Annotated in this window: 21 protein-coding genes and 1 pseudogene; 15 read left to right on the forward strand and 7 right to left on the reverse strand. The window is 63.2% G+C overall.

The features are described from left to right. Nucleotides 1-22: 22 nt before the first annotated feature. A complete protein-coding gene (locus AC1D2F_RS09900; RefSeq protein ID WP_476966646.1) occupies nt 23-1,417 on the forward strand; it encodes an aldehyde dehydrogenase family protein in 1,395 nt (464 codons plus the stop codon). Here the strand turns inward: AC1D2F_RS09900 and AC1D2F_RS09905 are convergent. Both AC1D2F_RS09905 and AC1D2F_RS09910 read right to left on the reverse strand, forming a co-directional pair. After that, nucleotides 1,414-1,635, reverse strand: a complete 222-nt coding sequence (locus tag AC1D2F_RS09905) for a hypothetical protein (RefSeq protein ID WP_229994505.1) — start codon at nt 1,633-1,635, stop codon at nt 1,414-1,416. The two genes, AC1D2F_RS09900 and AC1D2F_RS09905, sit on opposite strands and share 4 nt — an antisense overlap. 85 nt (nt 1,636-1,720) lie before the next feature. Further along, entirely contained in the window at nt 1,721-2,641 is a 921-nt protein-coding gene (locus tag AC1D2F_RS09910) for a LysR family transcriptional regulator (protein ID WP_229994507.1), read from the reverse strand. Between the two features lie 323 nt (nt 2,642-2,964). On the opposite strand from AC1D2F_RS09910, the gene AC1D2F_RS09915 reads away from it, so the two are divergent. From AC1D2F_RS09915 to AC1D2F_RS09965, 11 genes are all read left to right on the forward strand, one after another. Beyond that, nucleotides 2,965-4,374 carry an NAD(P)/FAD-dependent oxidoreductase gene (locus tag AC1D2F_RS09915; RefSeq protein ID WP_476966647.1) on the forward strand — a complete coding sequence of 470 codons (1,410 nt, stop codon included), beginning with the start codon at nt 2,965-2,967 and terminating at the stop codon, nt 4,372-4,374. Continuing rightward, on the forward strand, nt 4,371-5,102 hold the full coding sequence (locus AC1D2F_RS09920) for a DUF1365 domain-containing protein (protein WP_476966648.1): 732 nt from the start codon (nt 4,371-4,373) through the stop codon (nt 5,100-5,102). Before AC1D2F_RS09915 ends, AC1D2F_RS09920 begins: the two co-directional genes overlap by 4 nt. Beyond that, nucleotides 5,099-6,562, forward strand: coding sequence for a class I SAM-dependent methyltransferase (locus AC1D2F_RS09925; RefSeq protein WP_476966649.1), 1,464 nt, complete (start codon nt 5,099-5,101; stop codon nt 6,560-6,562). Before AC1D2F_RS09920 ends, AC1D2F_RS09925 begins: the two co-directional genes overlap by 4 nt. A gap of 492 nt (nt 6,563-7,054) precedes the next feature. Then, entirely contained in the window at nt 7,055-7,300 is a 246-nt protein-coding gene (gene nrdH / locus AC1D2F_RS09930) for a glutaredoxin-like protein NrdH (protein WP_018773329.1), read from the forward strand. Between the two features lie 182 nt (nt 7,301-7,482). Next, nucleotides 7,483-7,887 carry a class Ib ribonucleoside-diphosphate reductase assembly flavoprotein NrdI gene (gene nrdI, locus AC1D2F_RS09935; RefSeq protein WP_414645465.1) on the forward strand — a complete coding sequence of 135 codons (405 nt, stop codon included), beginning with the start codon at nt 7,483-7,485 and terminating at the stop codon, nt 7,885-7,887. Between the two features lie 71 nt (nt 7,888-7,958). Continuing rightward, a complete protein-coding gene (nrdE, locus tag AC1D2F_RS09940; protein ID WP_229994534.1) occupies nt 7,959-10,079 on the forward strand; it encodes a class 1b ribonucleoside-diphosphate reductase subunit alpha in 2,121 nt (706 codons plus the stop codon). Nucleotides 10,080-10,116: 37 nt separating this feature from the next. Then, nucleotides 10,117-10,911 carry an NUMOD3 domain-containing DNA-binding protein gene (locus tag AC1D2F_RS09945; RefSeq protein ID WP_476966650.1) on the forward strand — a complete coding sequence of 265 codons (795 nt, stop codon included), beginning with the start codon at nt 10,117-10,119 and terminating at the stop codon, nt 10,909-10,911. Continuing rightward, a complete protein-coding gene (gene nrdF, locus AC1D2F_RS09950; protein ID WP_476966651.1) occupies nt 10,908-11,882 on the forward strand; it encodes a class 1b ribonucleoside-diphosphate reductase subunit beta in 975 nt (324 codons plus the stop codon). The genes AC1D2F_RS09945 and nrdF overlap by 4 nt, the downstream gene beginning before the upstream one ends. A gap of 458 nt (nt 11,883-12,340) precedes the next feature. Further along, entirely contained in the window at nt 12,341-14,098 is a 1,758-nt protein-coding gene (locus AC1D2F_RS09955) for a hypothetical protein (RefSeq protein ID WP_364743914.1), read from the forward strand. Next, entirely contained in the window at nt 14,095-14,226 is a 132-nt protein-coding gene (locus tag AC1D2F_RS09960) for a hypothetical protein (protein WP_364743911.1), read from the forward strand. The genes AC1D2F_RS09955 and AC1D2F_RS09960 overlap by 4 nt, the downstream gene beginning before the upstream one ends. 392 nt (nt 14,227-14,618) lie before the next feature. Then, nucleotides 14,619-15,023 carry a hypothetical protein gene (locus AC1D2F_RS09965; RefSeq protein ID WP_476966652.1) on the forward strand — a complete coding sequence of 135 codons (405 nt, stop codon included), beginning with the start codon at nt 14,619-14,621 and terminating at the stop codon, nt 15,021-15,023. Nucleotides 15,024-15,139: 116 nt separating this feature from the next. Here the strand turns inward: AC1D2F_RS09965 and AC1D2F_RS09970 are convergent, their stop codons facing one another. Both AC1D2F_RS09970 and AC1D2F_RS09975 read right to left on the reverse strand, forming a co-directional pair. Continuing rightward, nucleotides 15,140-15,466 (reverse strand): transposase, encoded by a 327-nt coding sequence (locus AC1D2F_RS09970; RefSeq protein WP_476966661.1) that lies wholly within the window; start codon nt 15,464-15,466, stop codon nt 15,140-15,142. Further along, nucleotides 15,463-16,035 (reverse strand): IS1595 family transposase, encoded by a 573-nt coding sequence (locus AC1D2F_RS09975; RefSeq protein WP_476966653.1) that lies wholly within the window; start codon nt 16,033-16,035, stop codon nt 15,463-15,465. The genes AC1D2F_RS09970 and AC1D2F_RS09975 overlap by 4 nt, the downstream gene beginning before the upstream one ends. A gap of 1,499 nt (nt 16,036-17,534) precedes the next feature. On the opposite strand from AC1D2F_RS09975, the gene AC1D2F_RS09980 reads away from it, so the two are divergent. The 3 genes from AC1D2F_RS09980 to AC1D2F_RS09990 all read left to right on the forward strand — a co-directional run bounded on the left by AC1D2F_RS09980 (nt 17,535) and on the right by AC1D2F_RS09990 (nt 20,314). Then, entirely contained in the window at nt 17,535-18,008 is a 474-nt protein-coding gene (locus tag AC1D2F_RS09980; protein ID WP_476966654.1) for a hypothetical protein, read from the forward strand. A gap of 488 nt (nt 18,009-18,496) precedes the next feature. After that, complete coding sequence (locus tag AC1D2F_RS09985) at nt 18,497-18,922, forward strand: hypothetical protein (protein ID WP_364746455.1); 426 nt, start codon at nt 18,497-18,499, stop codon at nt 18,920-18,922. 579 nt (nt 18,923-19,501) lie between these two features. After that, complete coding sequence (locus AC1D2F_RS09990) at nt 19,502-20,314, forward strand: hypothetical protein (RefSeq protein ID WP_476966655.1); 813 nt, start codon at nt 19,502-19,504, stop codon at nt 20,312-20,314. Nucleotides 20,315-20,539: 225 nt separating this feature from the next. Here AC1D2F_RS09990 and AC1D2F_RS09995 read toward each other — a convergent pair. From AC1D2F_RS09995 to AC1D2F_RS10005, 3 genes and pseudogenes are all read right to left on the reverse strand, one after another. Then, nucleotides 20,540-21,354 (reverse strand): annotated as a pseudogene (locus tag AC1D2F_RS09995) (aldo/keto reductase). An 8-nt stretch (nt 21,355-21,362) separates the two neighbouring features. Then, nucleotides 21,363-21,986, reverse strand: coding sequence for a G1 family glutamic endopeptidase (locus AC1D2F_RS10000; RefSeq protein ID WP_364746459.1), 624 nt, complete (start codon nt 21,984-21,986; stop codon nt 21,363-21,365). A gap of 370 nt (nt 21,987-22,356) precedes the next feature. Continuing rightward, a complete protein-coding gene (locus AC1D2F_RS10005) occupies nt 22,357-22,554 on the reverse strand; it encodes a zinc-binding dehydrogenase (protein WP_364746461.1) in 198 nt (65 codons plus the stop codon).

The following is a 22,554-nucleotide window of genomic DNA, read 5'->3' on the forward strand; positions in this document are numbered from 1 at the left end:
CGTGTGACTGTACATTGATCGGATGCAGCATGTAATCTCGCCCGTCGTCCGTGCCCGTGCCGTGTTCGACGCCGGGACCACGCGTCCACTCACCTGGCGACTGGATCAACTGCGCGGGCTGCGGCGCATGCTGGCGGAACGGCAGGCGGACTTCGCCGAATCCCTCGCCCACGATGTGGGCAAGCACCACACCGAGGCGCAGCTGGCGGAGATCGGATTCGTTGACGCAGAGGCGGCACATCTGGAGCGGCACCTGGAAAACTGGCTGCGGCCCCGCCGCGTGCAGGTGCCTCCCGCAGTCCAGCCGGCCCGTGCCTGGACCGAACTCACTCCGCTGGGCGTGGTGCTGGTGATCGGGCCGTGGAATTACCCACTGCAACTGCTGCTCGCCCCGCTGGTCGGAGCCCTGGCCGCGGGAAACACAGTAGTGCTCAAGCCGAGCGAACACGCCCCGGCCACCTCGGCCGCGCTGGCCCGCTGGATTCCCGAATACCTGGCCGGCGCCGCCGAGGTGGTTGAGGGCGGCATCCCGGAGACCACAGCGCTGCTGGCCGAACGCTTCGACCACATCTTCTTCACCGGGGGAGAGGCCGCGGCCAAGGTGGTGATGCGCGCGGCCGCCGAACACCTGACTCCCGTGACGCTGGAGCTCGGCGGCAAGTGCCCGGCCTATGTCGATGCGTCCACGGACCTGGCCACGGCGGCCAAACGGATCGCCTGGGGCCGGTTCATGAACGCCGGGCAGACGTGCGTCGCCCCGGACTACGTCCTGGCCCGCGAGGAGGTCCTGGAGCCGCTGCAGGCCGAGCTGATCAAGGCCATCACGGCGCTCTTCGGAACGGACCCGGCGGCGAGCCCGTCCTACGGCCGGATTGTCGATGACCGCCACTTCGCACGGCTCGCCGCCCTGGCCGACGCCAGCACAGTGGTGCACGGCGGACAGCGCGACGCCGCAAGCCGGTACCTAGCGCCGACCCTGCTGCGGCCGGCGCCCGGCGACGCCGTCATGGCCGAAGAAATCTTCGGCCCGCTGCTGCCACTGGTGCCCGTGCGCGGGCTCGACGCGGCCATCGGGGAGGTCAACAGGCGCGCCAAACCGCTGGCCCTCTACGTCTTCAGCAAGGATCCCGCGACGCGCCGTGCCTTCGCCGAGCGGACCTCGTCCGGGGCGTTGTGTTTCGATGTTCCGGCGGCCCACCTCTCCGTCCCCGGGCTTCCGTTCGGCGGGGTCGGCGGCAGCGGCATGGGCGCGTACCACGGGGAACATTCGGTGCGGACGTTCTCGCATGAGCGCTCCACCCTGGACAAGCCGCTGTGGCCGGACACGCTGGAACTCATCTACCCGCCGTACACCCGGACCAGGCACCGGATCATCGACGCGCTGGTGGCGCCGGTCGGAAAGCGGGTCAGGTCCTAACCGGCTTCCACACCGTCCCATTCGACCTCGACCCAACGCGTCCCCTCGTCGTCCCAGGACTCCGAGTGCCCCAGCAGGGCTATGTCCTCGAAGCTCGCCTCGATGCCATGGCGCTGCAGCGTGTCCCGGAGTTCCTCAGTGGCCGCCCGGATGGCCGCGGCGATTACCTCGGGGTTGTCGGAAGAGACGGGCCGGGAGGCTGAATAGCTTTTGTTCATGGCCCCCATCCTTCTCGATCGGGCGCCGGAGGGAAACCCCTCCGCAGTTCTTAGACGTGTGGTCTTTCAGCTCGGCCCTTCGGGCTCAATCCTTTCGCACGGTGCTGAGCCTGTGCATCGTCTCGGCCAGCAGTTCCACGAACAGCTGGACCTGGGCGGTCCGCTTCTCGTTGATCAGCAGGGCGAAAACATTGCGGGCCAGCCTGATCTCCGGAACATCGAGGACCACGACGCCGGCAGGCCGGTGCCGCAGGGCCAGCTCGGGGACCAGGGCGGCGCCGAGCCCGGCGGCCGCCATTTCCAGGCTGGCATGGAAGTCATCGCTGTAGGCCACCACACGGGGGTGCAGGTTGCAGCTCGCGAAGAGGCGTTCGATCACCGTGGCATCGGATGTGCCCGGGTGATGCATGATCCAGGGCATGTCCGAGAGATGCGGGGCGGCCACCTTGGAATCCGTGCCGATGCCCCAGGCCGCGGGCAGCACCACCCGGAAGTCGTCGTCGCCGATCCACTGCCGGTCCACGGTGTGCGGCCAGGCGAGGCCGGACTGTCCCACCTGGTACACCAGGGCAACGTCGAGTTCGCCGCCGGTCCGCAGCCCCTGGATGGTCTGGGCCGGTTCCGCGACCGAGACCCGCAGGTCGATGCCGAGCTTCTTCCAGGCCGGGTTCTGCAGGATCGGCGGCAGCACATAGGTGGCAAGGCTCGGGAAAATGCCCAGCCGCAGCTCCTGGCTGGGGCTCTCCTGCGCCCGTGAGGCGGCGGCCATGAGCGTCTCGATATCCGTGAGCACTTTGGCTGCGTGCCGTGTCATGACGACGGCGGCTTCCGTCGGCTGGATGCTGCGGGCCGCCCGCTGGAACAAGGTGACGCCGGTGTCGCGCTCCAGTGCCGACATTTGCTGGGAGACGGCCGAGGCCGTGTAGCCGAGCCGGGCCGCGGCGGCCGCAAACGATCCAAGCCGGATCACTTCGACAAGGGTCCGAAGATGGACGGGGTTGATCAAGGGCTGCCCTTCGCCTGGTAGCAGGTCCAATGTGGCGGGTCCACGGGACGGGACCGGAAATCCCGCTTCATTGTGGCATATCCGGCCTACCCCGGGCGGCCCGGGCGGGCTTGCGCGGAATGTCTGCACGGCACGGCCATGCCCATGCAGGAGACTTCGAGGGGCCCCACCCAAGCGCCGGGTGCCGGCGTCGCAGGCGGTGAACTGAAAGCCGACCTGAAAAATGCGGAATCCATACTCATCCGGCCGCCCGACGGCAACGAATAGCCCACAAGAGACTTCGGGCTAGAGAAGTATTTGGGCTAAACAACAGGAGTAGACCAGTGTCGCAAGCAGCAGGGATTCCGGGAGGACGGCGGGTCGCCGTCATCGGCAGCGGAGTGGCGGGGCTGACCGCCGCCTACGTGCTGAACGGGCGGGACCGGGTGACCCTCTTCGAGGCGGACGCCCGGCTCGGCGGCCACGCCCACACCCACGACGTGAAGCAGCAGAACGGGCCCACCCTGGGCGTGGACACCGGCTTCATCGTGCACAACGAGCGGACGTACCCCACACTCCTGCGCCTGTTCGCCGAGCTCGGCGTCGAAACCCAGGACTCCGAAATGAGCATGTCCGTCCGCTGCGACGGCTGCGGCCTGGAATACGCCGGCGCACGGCCCAACGGGAGCGGCATCATTCCCCGGCCGTCCACCCTGCTGCGCGGCCGCTACCTGCGGATGCTCTTGGAAGTCACCCGGTTCCACCGCCGGGCCCGCGCCCTGCTGGCGGAACCCTCCACGGGAACAGGCACCTCCGCCGGCACAGGACACGAGCTCACCCTGGGCGAGTTCCTGGCCCGGGAAAAATTCAGTAGCTACTTCATCTCGCACTTCATGACCCCGGTGGTCAGCGCCGTCTGGTCCTGCGACCCCACCACCGCGCTGGCCTACCCAGCCCGCTACCTGTTCACCTTCCTGGGCCACCATGGCCTGCTCGGCGTCAAAGGCTCGCCGCAGTGGCGGACGGTCACCGGCGGCTCGCGCAGCTACGTTGACAAGGTGGCCAAGACCCTGCCGGACATCCGGCTCGCCAGCCCTGTCACCACGGTGCACCGGCACGCCGACGGCGTCGACGTCACGTCCGCGCTGGGTGCCGGGACTGTGCGCGAGACCTTTGACGCCGTCGTGATCGCCACCCACCCGGCACAGGCCCTGCGCATGCTCACCGGTGCCTCGGCCGCCGAGAGGGATGCCCTTGGCGGCATGCCGTACTCGGTGAACCAGACCATTTTCCACCGCGACGAAGCCGTGCTGCCCGCTAGCCCGAACGCCCAGGCATCCTGGAACTACCGGCTGCCGTCCTGCGATGCCCGGCCGGACAAGGTCCTGGTCAGCTACGACATGACCCGGCTGCAGCGGCTGGAGCCCGCGGACGGCGGCCGGTACATCGTCAGCCTCGGCGAATCCGAACTGATCGACGGCGCTGCGGTGCTGGACCGGATGGTCTACGAGCACCCGCAGTACACCCCGGAGTCGCTGAAGGCGCAGCAGCGGATCCTCGGACTCGGCGACGAGCGCCTGGCCTTCGCCGGCGCCTACCACGGCTGGGGATTCCACGAGGACGGCGCCTTGTCCGGCCTCAAGGCCGCCGCCCGGCTGGGCCGTGACTGGGACGATGCCGCCGCCCTGAACGAGGAGTACCGTTCCGTGGCCGTAGATCCTGACCTGCAGGCCGTCTCCGCGGAGGGCTCATGAGCGCAATTGCAGCCATCTACCGCACGTCCATCTCGCATGTGAGGCGCACCCCGCTGCGCAATGCCTTCACCTACCGCAGCTACTGCTGGTATGTGGACGTCGACCACCTCCCGCAGTTCCCGCGGCTGCTCCGGCCGCTGGCCAGTTTCCGGGTGGAGGACCATCTCGGCGACCCGGACGGCACGCTGCGCGGCAATGTGGAACGCTACCTCGCCACCCAGGGGATCGGGCTCGACGGCGGACGCATCGCCATGCTGGCCAGTGCCCGGGTGTTCGGGCACGTGTTCAACCCGCTAAGCGTGTTCTGGTGCCATGACAGCGCCGGTGAGTTGCGCTGCGTCGTCGTCGAGGTCCACAACACGTACGGGGAGCGGCACTGCTACCTCCTCGAAACCGATGCCACTGGCCGGGCGAGCGTCCCGAAGGCGTTTTACGTCTCCCCGTTCAACGACGTCGACGGCGAGTACCGCATGAAGCTCCCCGAACCCGGCGAACGGCTTGCCGTATCGATCGTCCTGGAGCGGGAGGGCCAGCAGCCCTTCATCGCCACCATGGACGGCGTCCGCCACGAAGCGACGCTGCGGAACATCGTGTCCGCGGCGCTCGCGGTACCTCTGGCCCCGCTGCGTGTTGCGGCGCAGATCCGCTGGCAGGGCATCAGGCTGTGGGCACGCCGCCTGCCCATCATCAAGAAACCACACCACCCTTCACAGGAGGCAGTTCAGTGACTATGACCGAAGCGACCGGATCCGGCGCGGGACGGGCCAGGGGCGCCACGCGCAGCGGAGCCGTCAGCAGCAGGGTGCCTTACACCGTTCCCCAGCCGCCCGTCGCCATCGACGCCGCCATCTGGCCCAGCATCGCGACAGTGCCCTCGAGCCTGAAGGCCCGTGTGGCCGGACGCGCCGCGGACGCCATCTTCAAGGCGGCCGTGCGCAGGCTGCCGCTGGAAGTCCGGTACCCGGACGGCACGATATTGGGCAAGACGGCGCTGGGAAAGGCGCCGGGCAATGCCGTTCTGGAGCGGGATGCCTCGGACCAGGCACCCGCCGAGCAGACGCCCGCCGGCACCGCCTACCCCGTCATGACCATCAACCGGCCCGACGACTTCGCCGCCCGGCTCGGCGACGGCGGCCTGATCGGCCTGGGCGAGTCCTTCATGGCCGGCGACTGGGACGCCGATGACCTCACCGCCGTCATGGAGGTGTTTGCCTCCCGCGTCGGCACGCTCGTGCCCGGGCCGCTGCAGAAGCTGCGCGGCCTGTACCTCCCGCGCCAGCCGCGCAGGGAACGGAACACCGAGAAAAACACCCGCTCCAACATCTCGCGGCACTACGACCTCTCCAACGAGCTCTTCGCCTCGTTCCTGGACAGCACCATGACGTACTCCAGCGCCCTCTTCCCGGAAAACGGCGACGCCCTGCGGAGCGTGGCCTGGGACGGGCTGGCCGCCGCGCAGCAGGCCAAGATTGACCGCCTCCTGGACAAGGCCGGCGTGAAGGAAGGCACCCGCGTCCTGGAAATCGGCACCGGCTGGGGCGAGCTCGCCCTGCGCGCCGCCTCCCGCGGCGCCACCGTCTACTCCGTCACGCTCTCCAGCGAACAGCAGGAACTCGCCCGCCGGCGCGTGGCCGAGGCCGGCTACGCCGACGCCGTCACGATCGAGCTGAAGGACTACCGCGCTGTGGAGGGCGAGTACGACGCCGTCGTCTCGGTCGAAATGATCGAGGCCGTCGGCTTCGAATACTGGGCCACATACTTCCAGACAATCGAGCGGGTCCTGGCCCCGGGCGGCAAGGTGGCCATCCAGGCCATCACGATCGCCCACGACCGGCTCATGGCCACCCGCACCAGCTACACCTGGGTGCACAAGTACATCTTCCCCGGCGGGGTCATTCCGTCCGTCCGCGCGATCGAAGACATCACCGCCAAGCAGACCGGACTGCGCGTGCGCGAACGCCTCGCCATGGGCGACCACTATGCCCAGACCCTGCGGCTCTGGGAGGAGCGGTTCATGGCCCGCGAAGACGAGGTGGGGGCCATGGGCTTCGACGCGGTCTTCCAGCGGATGTGGCTGTTCTACCTGTGCTACTCCCGGGCCGGGTTTGAAACGGGCTATCTCGACGTGCAGCAGATCGTGCTCGACAGTGCCCTTACGAACGGTGCCGCCACCAAGGGCGCGGCCTAGCCCGAGCACCAGCCGAGGTCCTGAATAGGTCCTGAATAGGTCCCCGTGGCGCCGGTCACGGCATGACGGCGCAGGGTATGAGGACTCGGGTGTTAGAACAATCACCATCTGATGAGGCGGGCACCACGGTGCCCGCCTTATTCGTGTGCCCGGACACCAGATGTAGTGGCCGGCGCCACCGTGACGCGCCCGCACGGAGGGGCGCGACACGCCGTCTGCGGTGCGACACGCGGGGGTGATTAATGTGGGTAACTACTGCACAGGGTGTGGATTTCGTCCGCCAAAATGGCGGAAATCCGGACATTTGGAGGGCCCCCTCCTGTGGATTAACGGTGGGTTAAATGACATACTTGTAATACATCATCTTGGGGTCCGCGTGAGGCTCTTGCACTACATGTAGTATCGACATACAGTTCCAGCAGAGCATCAGCGCGGGACAGTCGGAGCCGGGGAAGCGCTCCGAAGAAGACTTCAACAAAGGGGACTAGGACCATGACCGTTACGGTTTACACGAAGCCGGCCTGCGTTCAGTGCAACGCGACCTACCGCGCGCTGGACAAGAAGGGCATCGCCTACCAGAGCGTCGACATCTCCCAGGATGCGGAGGCCCTTGAGCGCCTGAAGTCCCTGGGCTACATGCAGGCCCCCGTTGTCGTCACCGACCAGGATCACTGGTCCGGTTTCCGCCCGGACAAGATCGAAGAACTGGCGCAGGCCGCCGCCGTCGCTGTAGCCTGAAACGCCCCGTAGCCTGAAACGCCCAATCGCCTGAAACACTCAGGGACGCCGCTACCAGGCAAGAATTCACGGTAGATGAGGTGACCACCGTGGTTGTAACAACTGAAGATCGGGTAGCTGCCACGGCTGACAGCGGGGAAGCGGTCAGCACAACAGCTCCCGAACTAACGCACTGCCGCCTCATCTACTTTTCCTCCACCTCCGAAAACACGGCCCGCTTCGTCGCGAAGCTGGGAGTCGACGCCGCCAGGATCCCCCTCTACCCGAGGGACGCTCCGCTGGTGGCCCGGGAGCCCTACGTGCTGGTGGTGCCGACCTATGGCGGCACCGGGGGAGAGGGATCTGTTCCAAAGCAGGTCATCAGGTTTTTGAACGACCCGGGCAACCGGAAGCTGATCCGCGGAGTGATCGGCGCAGGGAACACGAATTTCGGGGACAACTACTGCATGGCCGGCGACATCATCGCCGCCAAGTGCAAGGTCCCGCACCTATATCGCTTCGAACTCATGGGGACGCCGGAAGACGTCAACCGCGTACAACAAGGATTGGAAGAGTTTTGGACACGACTGTCGCAGACACAGCAGTAACTGAGGGCGCAGGCACCCACGCGGCCACCGCCACCTCCGTTGACAAGCAGGAGAAGCAGGAAAAGCACGAGATGCCGGCCGCCTACAAGGGCCTGGGCTACCACGAGCTCAACGCCATGCTGAACCTCTACGGCCCCAACGGAGAGATCCAGTTTGAGGCCGACCGCGAGGCCGCGCACCAGTACTTCCTGCAGCACGTGAACAACAACACCGTGTTCTTCCACGACCTCGAGGAAAAGCTCGACTACCTCGTCAAGAACGAGTACTACGAGCGCGAAACCCTCGACCAGTACACGATGAACTTCATCCGCGAGCTCTACAACCGCGCGTACAAGAAGAAGTTCCGCTTCGAGACCTTCCTGGGCGCGTTCAAGTTCTACACCTCCTACACGCTGAAGACGTTCGACGGAAAGCGCTTCCTGGAGCGCTACGAGGACCGCGTCTGCATGGTGGCACTGCACCTGGCCCGCGGCGACGAGAAGCTCGCCACCCAGATGGTGGACGAGATCATCGAAGGCCGCTTCCAGCCGGCCACCCCGACGTTCCTGAACGCCGGCAAGAAGCAGCGCGGCGAGCTGGTCTCCTGCTTCCTGCTCCGCATCGAAGACAACATGGAGTCGATCGGCCGGTCCATCAACTCCGCGCTGCAGCTCTCCAAGCGCGGCGGCGGCGTGGCCTTCGCGCTGACCAACATCCGCGAGGTCGGCGCGCCGATCAAGCAGATCGAGAACCAGTCCTCAGGCGTCATCCCCGTGATGAAGCTCCTCGAGGACAGCTTCTCCTACGCCAACCAGCTCGGTGCCCGCCAGGGAGCCGGCGCGGTGTACCTGCACGCGCACCACCCGGACATCTACCGCTTCCTGGACACCAAGCGCGAGAACGCGGACGAGAAGATCCGTATCAAGACCCTCTCGCTCGGCGTCGTCATCCCGGACATCACCTTTGAGCTGGCCAAGCGGGACGAGGACATGTACCTGTTCTCCCCGTACGACGTCGAAAAGGTCTACGGCATGCCGTTCTCCGACGTCTCGGTCACCGAGAAGTACTACGAGATGGTGGACGATTCCCGGATCAAGAAGACCAAGATCAAGGCGCGCGAGTTCTTCCAGACCCTCGCCGAGATCCAGTTCGAATCCGGCTACCCGTACATCATGTTCGAGGACACCGTGAACCGGGAAAACCCGATCGACGGCAAGATCATCATGTCCAACCTGTGCTCGGAGATCCTCCAGGTCTCCCAGCCCACCACGTACCACGATGATCTGTCTTACGACCAGACCGGCAAGGACATCTCCTGCAACCTGGGTTCGCTGAACATCGCCAAGACCATGGACTCGCCGGACTTCGGCCTGACCATCGAGACGGCCATCCGGTCCCTCTCGGCCGTCTCGGACATGTCCAACATCACCTCGGTGCCCTCGATTGCCCGCGGTAATGACCAGAGCCACGCGATCGGCCTCGGCCAGATGAACCTGCACGGCTACCTGGCCCGCGAGCGGGTCCACTACGGTTCCGAGGAGGGCCTGGACTTCACCAACATCTACTTCTACTCGGTGGTGTACCACGCGGTCCGCGCCTCCAACCTGCTGGCTATCCAGACCGGCCAGACCTTCGGCGGCTTCGAGAAGTCCAAGTACGCCACCGGCGAGTTCTTCGACAAGTACACCGAGCAGGAATGGGTCCCGCAGACCGAGAAGGTCGCGGAGCTGTTCAAGAACATCCACATCCCCACGCAGGATGACTGGCGCGAGCTGAAGGCCTCCGTCATGGAGCACGGCATCTACAACCAGAACCTGCAGGCTGTGCCGCCCACCGGCTCGATCTCCTACATCAACAACTCCACCTCCTCGATCCACCCGGTGGCGTCCAAGATCGAGATCCGCAAGGAAGGCAAGCTGGGCCGCGTGTACTACCCGGCGCCGTACCTGACGAACGACAACCTGGAGTACTACCAGGACGCGTACGAGATCGGCTACGAGAAGGTCATCGACACCTACGCCGCCGCCACGCAGCACGTGGACCAGGGCCTGTCCCTGACACTGTTCTTCAAGGACACCGCCACCACACGCGACATCAACAAGGCCCAGATCTACGCCTGGAAAAAGGGCATCAAGACCATCTACTACATCCGTCTCCGCCAGCTCGCGCTGGAAGGGACCGAGGTGGAAAATTGTGTCTCGTGCATGCTTTGATCAACTGAAATCGGTAGATTTCGAGTGATCGGTTGAAATGATGGAAACGACGACGGCGACGGGCGGCTTGGTCTACGGCATCCGGCTTCGGCGGGAGGTCGAGTACCGCTATGTCGGTATCACGACCAAGACGGCCAGTCGTCGTTTCCATCAGCACCTGCGAGTGGCCGCCGAGGGTCGCAAGACGCCGTTCTACGACTGGCTCCGAAAACACGATCCGGCTGATCTCATCGCGGACGAGCTGGATTGGATTGAAGGCCTGCCCGAGCTGGGGCAGGCGGAGATCGAGTGGATCAGCTACTTGCGACGAGAAGGGGATCGTCTTCTGAACATTGCCGATGGCGGCCTCGGGCCGACCGGCGTCGTCTGGACCGAAGAACAACGCGAAGCCGCCCGCATCAGGAACACGGGCCGCAAGGGGCTTAGCCGTTCAGGGGCAGAGAACCCGTTTTATGGCGGCAAGCACAGCCTGGAGCAGCGGAAGAAGTGGGCGGAGGACCGCAAAGGAACTAACTCCGGACCGGAGAACCCGAACTTTGGGAAGTTCGGCGCGGAGCATCCAAGTTTTGGGCATTCGGTCAGTGAAGAAACCCGCAAAGCACTTTCAGAAGCCAAGAAAGGTGCCGGCAACCCGAACTTTGGGAAGCAGGCCAGTGCCGAAACCCGTGCGAAAATGTCAGCAGTAAGGAAGGGCCGTCCCATGCCTTCCAGTCAGCGAAACGCCCATACCAGACATCACACCAACAAAGGCATAGAGAAAGCCGACTGCAAGTATTGCGTCGAGGACTCAGCCAAACCCAGTCTCTCTTCAGAAAGCGAGTCGGAGTCATGACAGAAAAAGTAAAGCTTCTCAGCCATGTTGAGGCGATCAACTGGAACCGCATCCAGGACGACAAGGACGTGGATGTCTGGAACCGCCTGGTCAACAACTTCTGGCTGCCGGAGAAGGTGCCGCTGTCCAACGACGTGCAGTCGTGGGCCACGCTGACCCCGGACGAGCAGCAGCTCACCATGCGCGTGTTCACGGGCCTGACCCTGCTGGACACCATCCAGGGCACCGTCGGCGCCGTGTCGCTGATTCCGGACGCCCTCACCCCGCATGAAGAGGCTGTCTACACGAACATCGCGTTCATGGAGTCCGTGCACGCCAAGAGCTACTCCTCGATCTTCTCCACGCTGGCCTCCACCAAGGAGATCGACGAGGCGTTMCGCTGGTCCACCGAGAACGAGAACCTTCAGAAGAAGGCCCAGATCGTCATGGACTACTACCAGGGCGACGACCCCCTCAAGCGCAAGGTGGCCTCCACGCTGCTGGAGAGCTTCCTGTTCTACTCCGGCTTCTACCTGCCGATGTACTGGTCCTCGCGGGCCAAGCTGACGAACACGGCCGACCTCATCCGCCTGATCATCCGCGACGAGGCTGTGCATGGCTACTACATCGGCTACAAGTTCCAGAAGGGCCTGGAGAAGGTCTCCGAGGAGCGCCGGCAGGAGATCAAGGACTACACGTTCGAGCTGCTCTTCGAGCTGTACGAGAACGAGGTCCAGTACACGCACGACCTCTACGACTCCGTCGGCCTGGCCGAGGACGTCAAGAAGTTCCTGCACTACAACGCCAACAAGGCCCTGATGAACCTGGGCTACGAGGCCATGTTCCCGGCCTCCGTCACCGACGTGAACCCGGCGATCCTGTCGGCCCTGTCGCCGAACGCGGACGAGAACCACGACTTCTTCTCGGGTTCGGGTTCGTCCTATGTGATTGGCAAGGCTGTCAATACTGAGGACGACGACTGGGACTTCTAGTCCTCTGAGAGATGTCACCCTAATTGGAAGTACGGCACCCTATTTGGAAGAAACGCATCGTCTAGTTGGAAGTTGTGAGGTTCCACGCTACGTGGCCATTTCCCAACTTAGATGGCCACGTTTCACGGTAGTTGGCCAACTGATTCCCTCAGCTGGCCAACTACCGGGCCCCTTTCAAGCGTTCCCTGACGAGTTCGGGCTGATGCCCACAGCATGAGCCGGGCTTCTTCACTCAATGACCGCTGCGCCGGGCTTCATATCGCCCACAGGTAGACCCCAGCCAACGATTGCTTGAACGTGTGCCGGCGAGCCGAGACCCCGATTTCCAAGGACGTGGAACGTCCTTTAGATGGAGCGAACACAACGAGGGCGAGATATATCCATCGTGCGGAAAAGCTCCCCGGCGGTCGACGCCTCAAAGACAGCTGAACAGCACGGGCCGGTGAATGGAGGGCAGCATGGCGCCTAAAGGGCTGAGCCAGAGCAGGATCAACTGGTCCCAAATCAGTGAAGTTGACTTCAACCAAGTCGTAGAAGTCCTGCTTCTCAAAATGTATGACAAGAAGCCGTACAAGGCGGAGGTCCTCAGAGGCGCCGGTGGTGATGGCGGCATCGATGTTGCGGTGCGGCTGGAAGACCGGGTGGTCAAGATCTTCCAGCTTAAATACTTTCCTGAAGGTTTCACTGGTGGGTTCCGGGATTCACGCCGCCCCCAGGTGCGGAAGTCATTCGAGACCGCCTGGAAAAACCATGCCCCGGATGAGTGGATTCTAGTGATGCCGCCAGATCCACATAAGAATGAACGCGACTTCGTTGACGGGTTTGCAGCGAGCAAGGACGTGGATGTTGATATCTGGGGACAGGAAAAGCTGGCAGCGGCATTGACCGATCATCCGGAGGTTGAACGTGCCTTCCTTAGGGACGAGCTAGTAGATGTGCTGCGGATGATCAACCAGGAGAAAGCCGGCCTGGTAGGCAACGCGGATCTCTCTGAACGAATTGGCGCTCTTCTATCGCTCGCCAATACGCGAAGTAGGTACTGGGACACAACTTTGATCACCAGTGGCAACGTTGTCTTTGAGGACTACGTCGCCAAGCACCCAGAGGCCATGGAGAAGGAGCCGATCCACACCCAACTTACGCTTAGCTTCGGACCAGAGCACAAGGATGTGGCAGAACAGCTCCAAGAGAACTTGGCTTACGGGCTGCTGAATGATTTTGATCTGCCTGGCAGTGCGGCCTCTTTTACTCGTATCGGACCAGCGTGGGTTGCACCTCTACCTCAGATGAACATCGAGAAAGTGCGACTATCTCCAGCTGCATTTGAAAAGTCTGAGGGTTCGCATGCGCCACCCATAACACTTAACGTCCTAGATCAGCATGGTTTCATCAGAGGACGATATGAAGGCCGTATAGCGCAACGAGCCAAAGGTGGCGTCGGAGCGACCTTCAAATGTCAGTTCATGAATGTAGTAACGCTCATCTTCAAGCTGCCGTGGTCCGAGAATGCGGGTGAAGGCAGCTGCAATCTCACATTCAACGCGCCCGGTGGTTCTGTACGAGATGTGCACGCGGCCATCAGAATGCTTCGTATCCTTCGATCAGGGAACAAGATCGAGATGTATGCCGGCGGGGGGCGTCTTGCATCTCTGGTGTTGCACGCCCTTCAGGATTCCGGAGGCAGCAGCGATGAGTGGACCGAATCGTTGGTGGATGACCTGTATGTCATTGAGCAAGCCCTCGGAGACGTCTGCTTCGCCGTTCCGGATCAAACAACGCGCACCGAGCGCGTTGAAATTCGCATTGCCCGGCTTCTTCTTGAGGGCTACCAGACGGTTATGCCTCCTGGGCGGAGCTTGACGATGACTCTGTCTGGCGGAACCGATGATGGACTAGAGAGGCTCCTGCTGGAGGGTGGCGCAATCTGGGCTCAACAGCCCACGACCGCTGTTGAAATCCTGGGAGGTAAATACAATCTGGGAGCGGGATATACCTATCACCCCAACGTGAAGGCCGTGGATGGTGAGCGTATTTGGCAAGACCTCAAAGCCGGGGAAGGGGCCGGCGAGAAGGTCAGGCTGAAAGCTGCCGATGGCACGCCTTTCCGGGTTTGGCTCCAGACTGTCACCGGATCAGAAGAGGGCAGCCAGCCTCTATACAAGCCTTGGGGCATACCGACGATTGATGATCCGATACTAGAGGGCGTACATAAGTGACCGCGGATCACGAGAAGGTCAAGCGGGCGCATGAACTGAAGGCGCGGGGTCTCAAACCATCGGACATCGGCAAGATCATCGGAGCCAGCCGCGCTACCGTCTACCGGTACCTGAGCATGCAGTCCTGAGCAACGACGGCGTCTATCCCGAAAGCCATATTCGAACTCACGTATTGGGTATCTGCTTAGCTGAAGTAGTTTCTGCGAGGATGTGAGGCTGCGTTGGGCCGCACCCGCGCCGTTGCCGCCGTCATTCGCGTCGGTCCGGCTCCCCGCGGGAGCGCCGCGGCCATCGAGGAGAGGTCCTCTGGGTGGAAGGCGCGGTGTGATGCCGGGCTGCCGCGGATTAGGGGAGCGAGTCGGTCGCCGATGGGGCACCGGGTCCATCATCCGAACTGTCGGAAACGGGCACCGGACAGACGTCGACCTCGAGCGGTCTCCTGCCTACGATTGGAGCGTCACGCCCCAGTCGACGTGGCATTAGTTCCGGTCCATGCACCGATCCAATTGGCAAGGAGATCATGATGCTCGGAGAACAAATCGGGGAACTCAACGGACAAACCATCAGCACGCGGGTTCTGGAAGACATTGGTCTCGGTCCGCGCACCGAACTGACCGACCATCAGGTCGGCACGCTCTGCGGTGTCCAAGTTGACGCCACGGTCACCTACCTCGGCACGATTCGTCCCGGTGGCACGGTCGCCGGCGCCGGAAACGGTTTCGTCGTCACCGCAAGCGGGCAGACTGCGACCTTCACCGGCCACGGCGTCGGTAGATTCACCGGTCCGGGCCAACTCACCTGGCGGGGTGCACTGTTCTACGAAACCACGTCAGACGAGTTGAGCAGCCTCAACGGGATCGCGGTCTTGTTCGAGTACCAGGTGGCCGACGGCAAGTCCGAAGGCCGCCTGTTCGAGTGGAAGTAGCGCTGCACGACTCGGAAACCGACCTGATGCCCCCCTGTCCCGGTGAAGGATCCCTCGCCGGGCGGGCAGTTAGTTGCCCCGACCGCCTTGGTCACCAGGTCCCGATGGCGATCGATTCACTCGGGGGCTCGGTGAGGGTCCGCCTCGTGGGGAATGACTAGGTCCTTCAACGGCGCCGGGTCTGTGTTCGTTGCCTGCTGGAGGAGCCGATAGAACAGCAGCCCGCGGTTCTTGGCGGTGCGGCGGTTGAAGCGGAAGGTGAACTCGTTGAGGTAGTAGGCCAGCTGCTCCCTCGAGATGCCCTGGTGCAGGGTGCCGTCGATCCAGCGTTTGAGCTGGGAGGCGGCCATGTGGACGGCGGGCATGTTGACGTGCGCGGGGATGACCGATCCGAGCTGGGTGAAGTACTCGTGCTTGTAGCCGAGGTCGGCGAAGCGCCTCAGCTGTCTTGCCCCGTCGGTGGGATGGTGGAACCGGGGGCGACGACGCGCTGGCCGAACTTCACCAGGGCGAGCCTGCGGTCGGCCGGTCCGGGCTCGAGGCGGATCCGTCCGATCCGGTTGTGGTCCAGGTGCTCCGCGGCGACCAGGACCGAGATCTTGTCGGGGCCGACGCCGGGCATGCCGCGGTGGACCCCACCGATGAAGCTCTCGTCGACCTCGACAAGCCCGGAGAGCATCTCGCGGTCGGGCCGGACCATGGCCCGGCGCAGCTTGTGCATCCACGCCCACGCCGTCTCATACGATCTCATCCCCAGGACCCGCTGGAGGCCGAGAGCGGACACGCCGTTCTTCTGAGACGTCACGAACCACACCGCCGCGAACCACGTGCGCAGCGGAGTGCGGGTGAGGGCGAAGATCGTCCCGGCCGTCACCGACGTGGCCGGCGCCGGGCAGGTGGATGCACCAAGTGCCCGCCAAGTATCAGGGCCATACCCAAAGAGGTGAAGTATCACCTGCACGCCTGGGACGGGCACTAACACCTTCTCCTGGGCTGATGAGTCTGTGCACATTTGTTGAAGAGTAATACCCAAAGCCTGCTGCGGATGCGCCAGAGCGAGACCGGGCCGGTACCTCAACGGCATTGGGCAGCCCTCTGTGGGCGCTTCGGACGGAGCTTGGGAGGAATACTGGCGCCGTACGGAAGAGGCAGTGGAAGAAGCCCCCAAAAGATTCCTCCAAGGATGCTCGTACCAAAGTCCATCCGGACCTAATCGGACGAGACTGAATACTCCACCGGTCGAAGAACGGGCGACAGCAAGAGTGCGTTCATGTGCATCTTGTGACGGCGGGGCGTCGGCCCAGATCAGGCCAAGTCAGCCCTGGTCTGACTCGCAGGACGGCAGTTCAGCGTTCGATTCTGACAGCTTCCACGACGTCTTCCGCGTGCAGTGTGTTGGCCTGCCAGGACTCGAAACGACCATAGTTCCTCGGGTCAAGGATGTTCTCCCATCCCTGCTCGACTGCGGCCCTCAAATCCGCTGGCCGTTGCGCGATTCCTGCACCCCAGGCTCCCGCCCCCTGAGCCTGGCCCAGAAATCGTCGAACACGCGATTCATGCGGGCGATGTAGCCTTCATCGCTTTCGTCCGGGAGTGCGGGGATATGGGGGAACTTGTTCAGGACCGCATGCCAATCGCCATGGTGCGAGGGCAGCACCCGTTCCCGTGGCACCTTGCAGGTCAGCAGAACTTGCCCGATGGATTGCTTGCAGATGTCCGCTAGATCCTGGCGCGTGATCCGTGCCTAGAACCAGACGGCACCGTCACTCCCGGTGCTAAGTCGTGCTGCCATCTGCCGGAGCATCCAGTCATAGGCGCCGGCATGCAATGGCTCGACCAGGGAAGGTTCGGGCACAAGCACACCGGTTGAACGGAGGGCATCGAAAGCTTCGTCGCTCTGGATGGTGTGGAGAAGGAGCTGGTCTGCGGAGGTGTCGTAGCCAATCCGGCCCGGCAGGACGGCGTCCGCAGGGCCTCGCCGGTGAGATCCTTTCTGCTTACGCGTGGAACTTGACCACCTCGACCACTCCCCGCCAACTCGCGGCCGACTTTCTGGATGCGCTCCGGGACGGTTCTGATGGTCTTGATGCGCGATCCCGGATGAAGTCTTCGATCTGGGCGCCGTGGCGTTCCAGGTGGATATCGCGGCTGCCGTCGGAGCGGAGAGGTCGCTCGCGCACATCATGTCCCGGATGTTCAGGGTCTTGCCGGCGGTCACGGCCGGGCGGCCGGTTCGACCAGGGTGACGCCGGTGGCTTCGGGAAAGGAGTGGGCTTCGAATTCTCCGCTGGACGGGACGCCGGGCTGGACACGGTTCTGGTTGCTCATGCCCTCCTGTGTGCGGCTGGCCGCCCGCAGTGGCAGCTGCATGCGGACAGGGGCCATTGGACTCATCCGTGGCCGACGTTGGCGCGCCATGCTTGGGGCACGTCCCGGTGGCCCATGCTGGTGCAACGCGATGGTCCTATCAAGATGGCATGCGACATGCTCGATCCGAGAGGCAGGCACAAAATGGCAAACGTTACGCGCATCGACTGGACGATCCAGACCGGACAAGAGTTCTGGAGTGGCACGGACGACACAGTCATACTTGAGATCTACCGTGATGAGACGCTGCTGAAGCGCGGCAGTCTCGAGCCGGGACGCACGCCTCGCCTCGATCGCGGCTCGGTCGCGACATACTACTGGGTGTTCCAGAATCCGGATGGCCTAGGCGTCTCCGTTTCAGGAACTGCTGTGCCGTACTACGAGGTGTTCCGCGATGGGGTTGCGGGGCATCTGCGCGTGAAGCTAGTTGYCACGGGCGATGACGCATGGGAAAAGGTATCCATCGACAGCACCGTTTACACTGGCAATCTCCGCTCGGTACCCGGGACGATAGACAGCGTTAAGTGGGTCGAGGACTACGAGCCCTTTTTCTTTGGACAGGATGTGGTGATTACCACGACCCCACCGGGTTACGCCGAATGGAACCTCTACTATTGACCGGACCTCGGTGCTCACGCAGCAGCCCCTTCCTGCTCGGCGCGCGCGAGTGGGCCGTCAACCTCGAAGAGCGGCCTGCGGTATTTATAGATGACACCCGAGTCGCGTCCTCACTGCATCGCCCGCGGGGCCACATTCCCTTGACGAATGCCGGCCGGGCGGGTAGGACGGAGTCAATTGCGGGTATTCCGATCACAATCCGCAGATGAGCGTAACCCCAGAATTCGGGGCACCCGTTGCCTGTTCCTCTGGAACTTAGTCGCCGAGCAGATCGAAATTATCATGTCGTAAACGGGCAAATGGGGGCCAGGGAATAGCCCCGGTGAAGGACTTTCGCGGGTGCCGCACAACTGCTTCATCGGAGTCAGGAGTCTCAGTAGGGCGGATATAGAACAACCTGTAGTCGGGGTGGAGTCTAGATCCCCTACGCGACGCTAAATCAAGCCAGGCCACGCTTATTTGATGGGTGAGAAGCTATGAATGAGTCAATGCTTACGGAGATCGACGCTATCGCTGCCACGGGCAACGCAGTGTTGGCTGGTGGGGACGATGGCGTGGTTGAAGTCGTGAAGGCGGCTATCCTAGCCGATGTTTCCGCCGCGTTCTACCTTACGCAAGAGCAGTCACGGGCGGTCAAGGATTGGTACTGGACTCCAGAAAGAATCCGAAGCAGGGGACTTAGGGAAGTATCCGAAGAGGAAAGTGAGCGCATCAAATTGGAACTGGGCCTGGACCTCCCCAACTTTCGATTCACACCGAAAAAGTGCGAATGCGGGCATCTGTATGGTGCTTTCGATTTCCTGCAACAGGGCATCAAGCAGCACGGCCTGGAAACCGTACGGTCTGTGTTCACTTTGAAGTACGCCACCCTGTTGCAGGTGAACCCCACATTTAAAGCAGTTTGCCCCCATTGACAACCGGCCAATCAACGAACGGCCAAGTGACGAACAGCCAAGTGTCAACAGAATGACGATTGAACTCGGTGGCATCGAGTACGAAGGTCCCACGTATGGTGGATGCTGCTGTTGTGCGTAGAGCCCGTGAGTAAAAAGCCTCGTCTACACGGACGTTTCGTCACCCGGTGCATGGTGTTCAACCGGGTCTAGGTCTCGTCCTTCGGGCTAGTGGTGATCGGGGCCGTTGAGCCTGCTGTGCATCTCCGGCAGGGTGTACTCGGCGGGCGGGCGCATCTTCTCGGCGCGGAAAGGGGACGACGACCAGGGCGGTGCGCGGCATCAGCAGCGCCCGGCCTCGGCCCTCGTGCGAGTGGCGGCGGCGGGGCAGCAGCGCGCAGTAGTCGTTCGTGGAGATGTCGTCGGCGCGGGGATCAGGTTCACGGGTCATGCCCGTCATGTGTGCGGAACGCGGCCTCACCGGTAACGGCAAGGCCCTCACTGGGGTAACAAGTATGCGTTGACAGTCCGGACGGTGACGGAGCACCCTAGTGCCTGTTGGGCTGGGGCGCCGGAGAATCAACGACGATGGGGGACCCCATGATCACTGTCCGGTTCACTTACATCACAGGCATCAAGCGGGGCCTTTTCCGTAGTGCCAAACTGTCGGGCACGTGGAACAGCTGGGGCGATATACCGATGCAGGAGATCGTCGCGGATGACGGCTGCCCGGCTTTCGAAGCGACCGTGAATTTCGACGACACTCTGGCCGGCCAGGAGATCCGGTGGGGCGTCCGGCTGGACGGGCCAGCGGGCGCGAACCAATGGGGGATCGTCACCGAGGACCCGGACCTGGCGGTGATCAGACCGGAATGCCACACCATCCTGCCGGCGGCCGAAGGACAGGCGACGGCCCGCTACTTTCTGACGCTCAGTCGGTTCCTGGGCGCCCAGAAGTTCTACCAGGGCGGCGCGGAACAACTCAGGTTCGCGGTCTGGGCGCCCAACGCGCAGAACGTTGAAGTTGTCTTCGGAGCGAAGGACAACGGCTACATCGACGACGGCGGGACCGGCATCGACGCGAACCGTCCCGTGGTGCCGCTCAAGAAGATCGGTGCCGGCATCTGGGCCAGCGATCCGCTGCTGGACTTCCAGTCCTATGTCGGCTTGCCATACATGTACCGCGTCCAAAACGCCCAAGGCGCCACACGGATTCGCACGGACATCCACTCCCGCTGGCAGATCGGCCGCKGCGATATAAATCCGAAGGACAAGCCGTGGGACGGGAGCCCGGATACCCTGGACGGCGGCGTCAGCTGCAGCGTCGTCATCGACCAGGACGTGGTGCGCGAAGAGTTCGAACCGACCACCGACCCGCCGAAGCAGATCAACGACGACGAGTTCTGGTCCTAGGAGTTCACCGCGGGGTTGCCGGTGCCAGTACGGCTCACAGACCTGGTGATTTACGAACTCCACATCGGGTCATTGGGATTCGGCAAAACGGGCCCGGGCACCTTGCAAAAATTGCAGCCGAGTACCGGCTGGGCTGAAGCCTGCAACGAAGTCGAAAGGTGTGGCGGTTCCCTGTTGGGAGGGAACCGCCACACCTGTCTACGGATGAGTGAGCAATAGCCTTGCTCAGTAGCCGACGGGCATCCTGAGCGTATAGGGCTCTTCCATGGCTTTGATCTCGTCGTCTGTCAGCTTCACGGCGAGGGCGGCGACCGCGTCGGGGAGGTGGTGCTCCTTGGTGGCCCCGACAATCGGCGCGGACACGACAGGGTTTTTCAGCACCCACGCAAGGCCACGTGCGCCATGGGAATTCCCCGCGCTTCTGCATTCTTTTGAACGGCGTCGGCAATGGGCTTGTCCGCTTCGCTGAAGCTCCGCTCGGCGACGGGGTCATTGGCCGCCCGTGCGGTGGCACCGCCCCACGGGCGGGCGAGCCGTCCCTTCGCGAGCGGGCTGTAGGGGATGCCTCCCACGCCTTGGTCAGAGAGGAGGCCGAACATTTCGCGCTCCTCTTCACGGTGCATCAGGCTGTACTGGTCCTGCATCGACACGAAGCGCGTCCACCCGTGCAGATCCGCGGCGTGCTGCATCTTGGCGAACTGCCAGGCCCACATCGCGGATGCGCCGATGTAGCGGTCCCAGGCGTCATCAAGGCTGGACCAGTACGCATTGCACCGCTCAGTGGTCTGGTACTTCTTCTTATCCACGGGGGCCTGGCGCTGGACCACGGCGTCGACGGTGAACGTCTGATACGTCCGGCTGCTGCCCACCGTCCTGAGGGACAGAACCTTAAATCCCGCGCCGTCGTCGTAGAGATCCCGCAACCACCGCTCGCACTTTGCGACTGCCGTCTGTTCCGTGGCGACGTTGTCGAGGGGGGCGGAATCCTTGGCGGCGTCGGTTTTCGCGTTCTCGCCAATGGAGTAGGTGACGACTCCCACTTGGCAGGTCAGGCAACACGCACGATCTTGAACGCGTAGTCATTGAGGCGGACCGGCTTGGCCAGGGTGGAGCCGTCAAGGTCCACCATCGTAACGGCTTCGCCGCCGGTGAGTGAGCGGCTCCCCGCTGTCGTATAGGCGGATATCTCGTCGAAGTAGACGACGCCAAAGTGTGCCAGGGGGTTTGACGACGGGTGGTCGACGGTGCTCCGGCTGATCCCGGCGTTGACGGTTACGGCGGGCGGGAACCCGGAATTGAAACTGAAGTTCACCGTCTGCGACCTGGTCTCGTTCGCCAGGACGTAAGTGGCCCTACCGGGAGGGGACGTGCTAAGACATATCCCCGCGCTAATCACGTCGCCGGGTTGGACCGGGAGCCCGACCGTATCGACATTGAGGGCGGTGATCGTGGCTGTGACGTTATTCGTGGAGTCGACGGTCATTTCGACGTGTACGTCAAGGAATCCGAGACCCACGAACGTACGAAACTTATTGAGGCCTTGAGCGTTGGGAGTGTGCCGCAAATTAGGCACGGTCCAGGTGACCGCCAGGGTCGTAAACGGGTCACCGAAGCTGTCGAGCGTGTAGCCACAGGTTCCGACGGGGTACAGCAGCAACGCTTCGGGCGCCATATCGGACCCCGTCTGCGGTGGTCGAGGCACTTCCGCCTGCAGGTGTTCGAACGTGCGATAGCGGCGTGCCTGCCGATCCCACAGGGCGGACAGCCCAGGCTGGCTCTGACGATCGGGTCGCCGGGGGAGACCGTATCTGGCCAAGCTCTTCGGGTCGGCGGTTAACGGGTCGAAGTCCGCCGGTGGCGGTGTGGCCCCTGCCTCTTCGCGGCTGAAGCGTACCTCATTGGTCACGCCGTTCTCCCTTCCCGCGCTCCGGCACTACAGCCTTGGAGATGGTGCTGGCCATGCTAGCTCAGCCCGTGTACAGGCACCAGAGTCATTCGTGTCTCGCGAAAGATGCTCGCGGAACTCGGATCCGATAGGCGCCCTAGGCGACGGTGTTTGGGATGGTGACCACGACTTTGCCGAACTGGCTGTTGGACGCGAGGTACCTGTAGGCGTCGGCGATGTTGGCCAGGTCAAAGACCGCGTCGATGGTTGGTGTGAGGACCCTTTTTTCGAGGCCTTCGCTGATGAAGGCGACAGCCTTGTGGAGGTGGCTGTCATCTGCGTCCACTTCGTTCAT

This window comes from Arthrobacter sp. P1_B3, assembly GCF_056406615.1.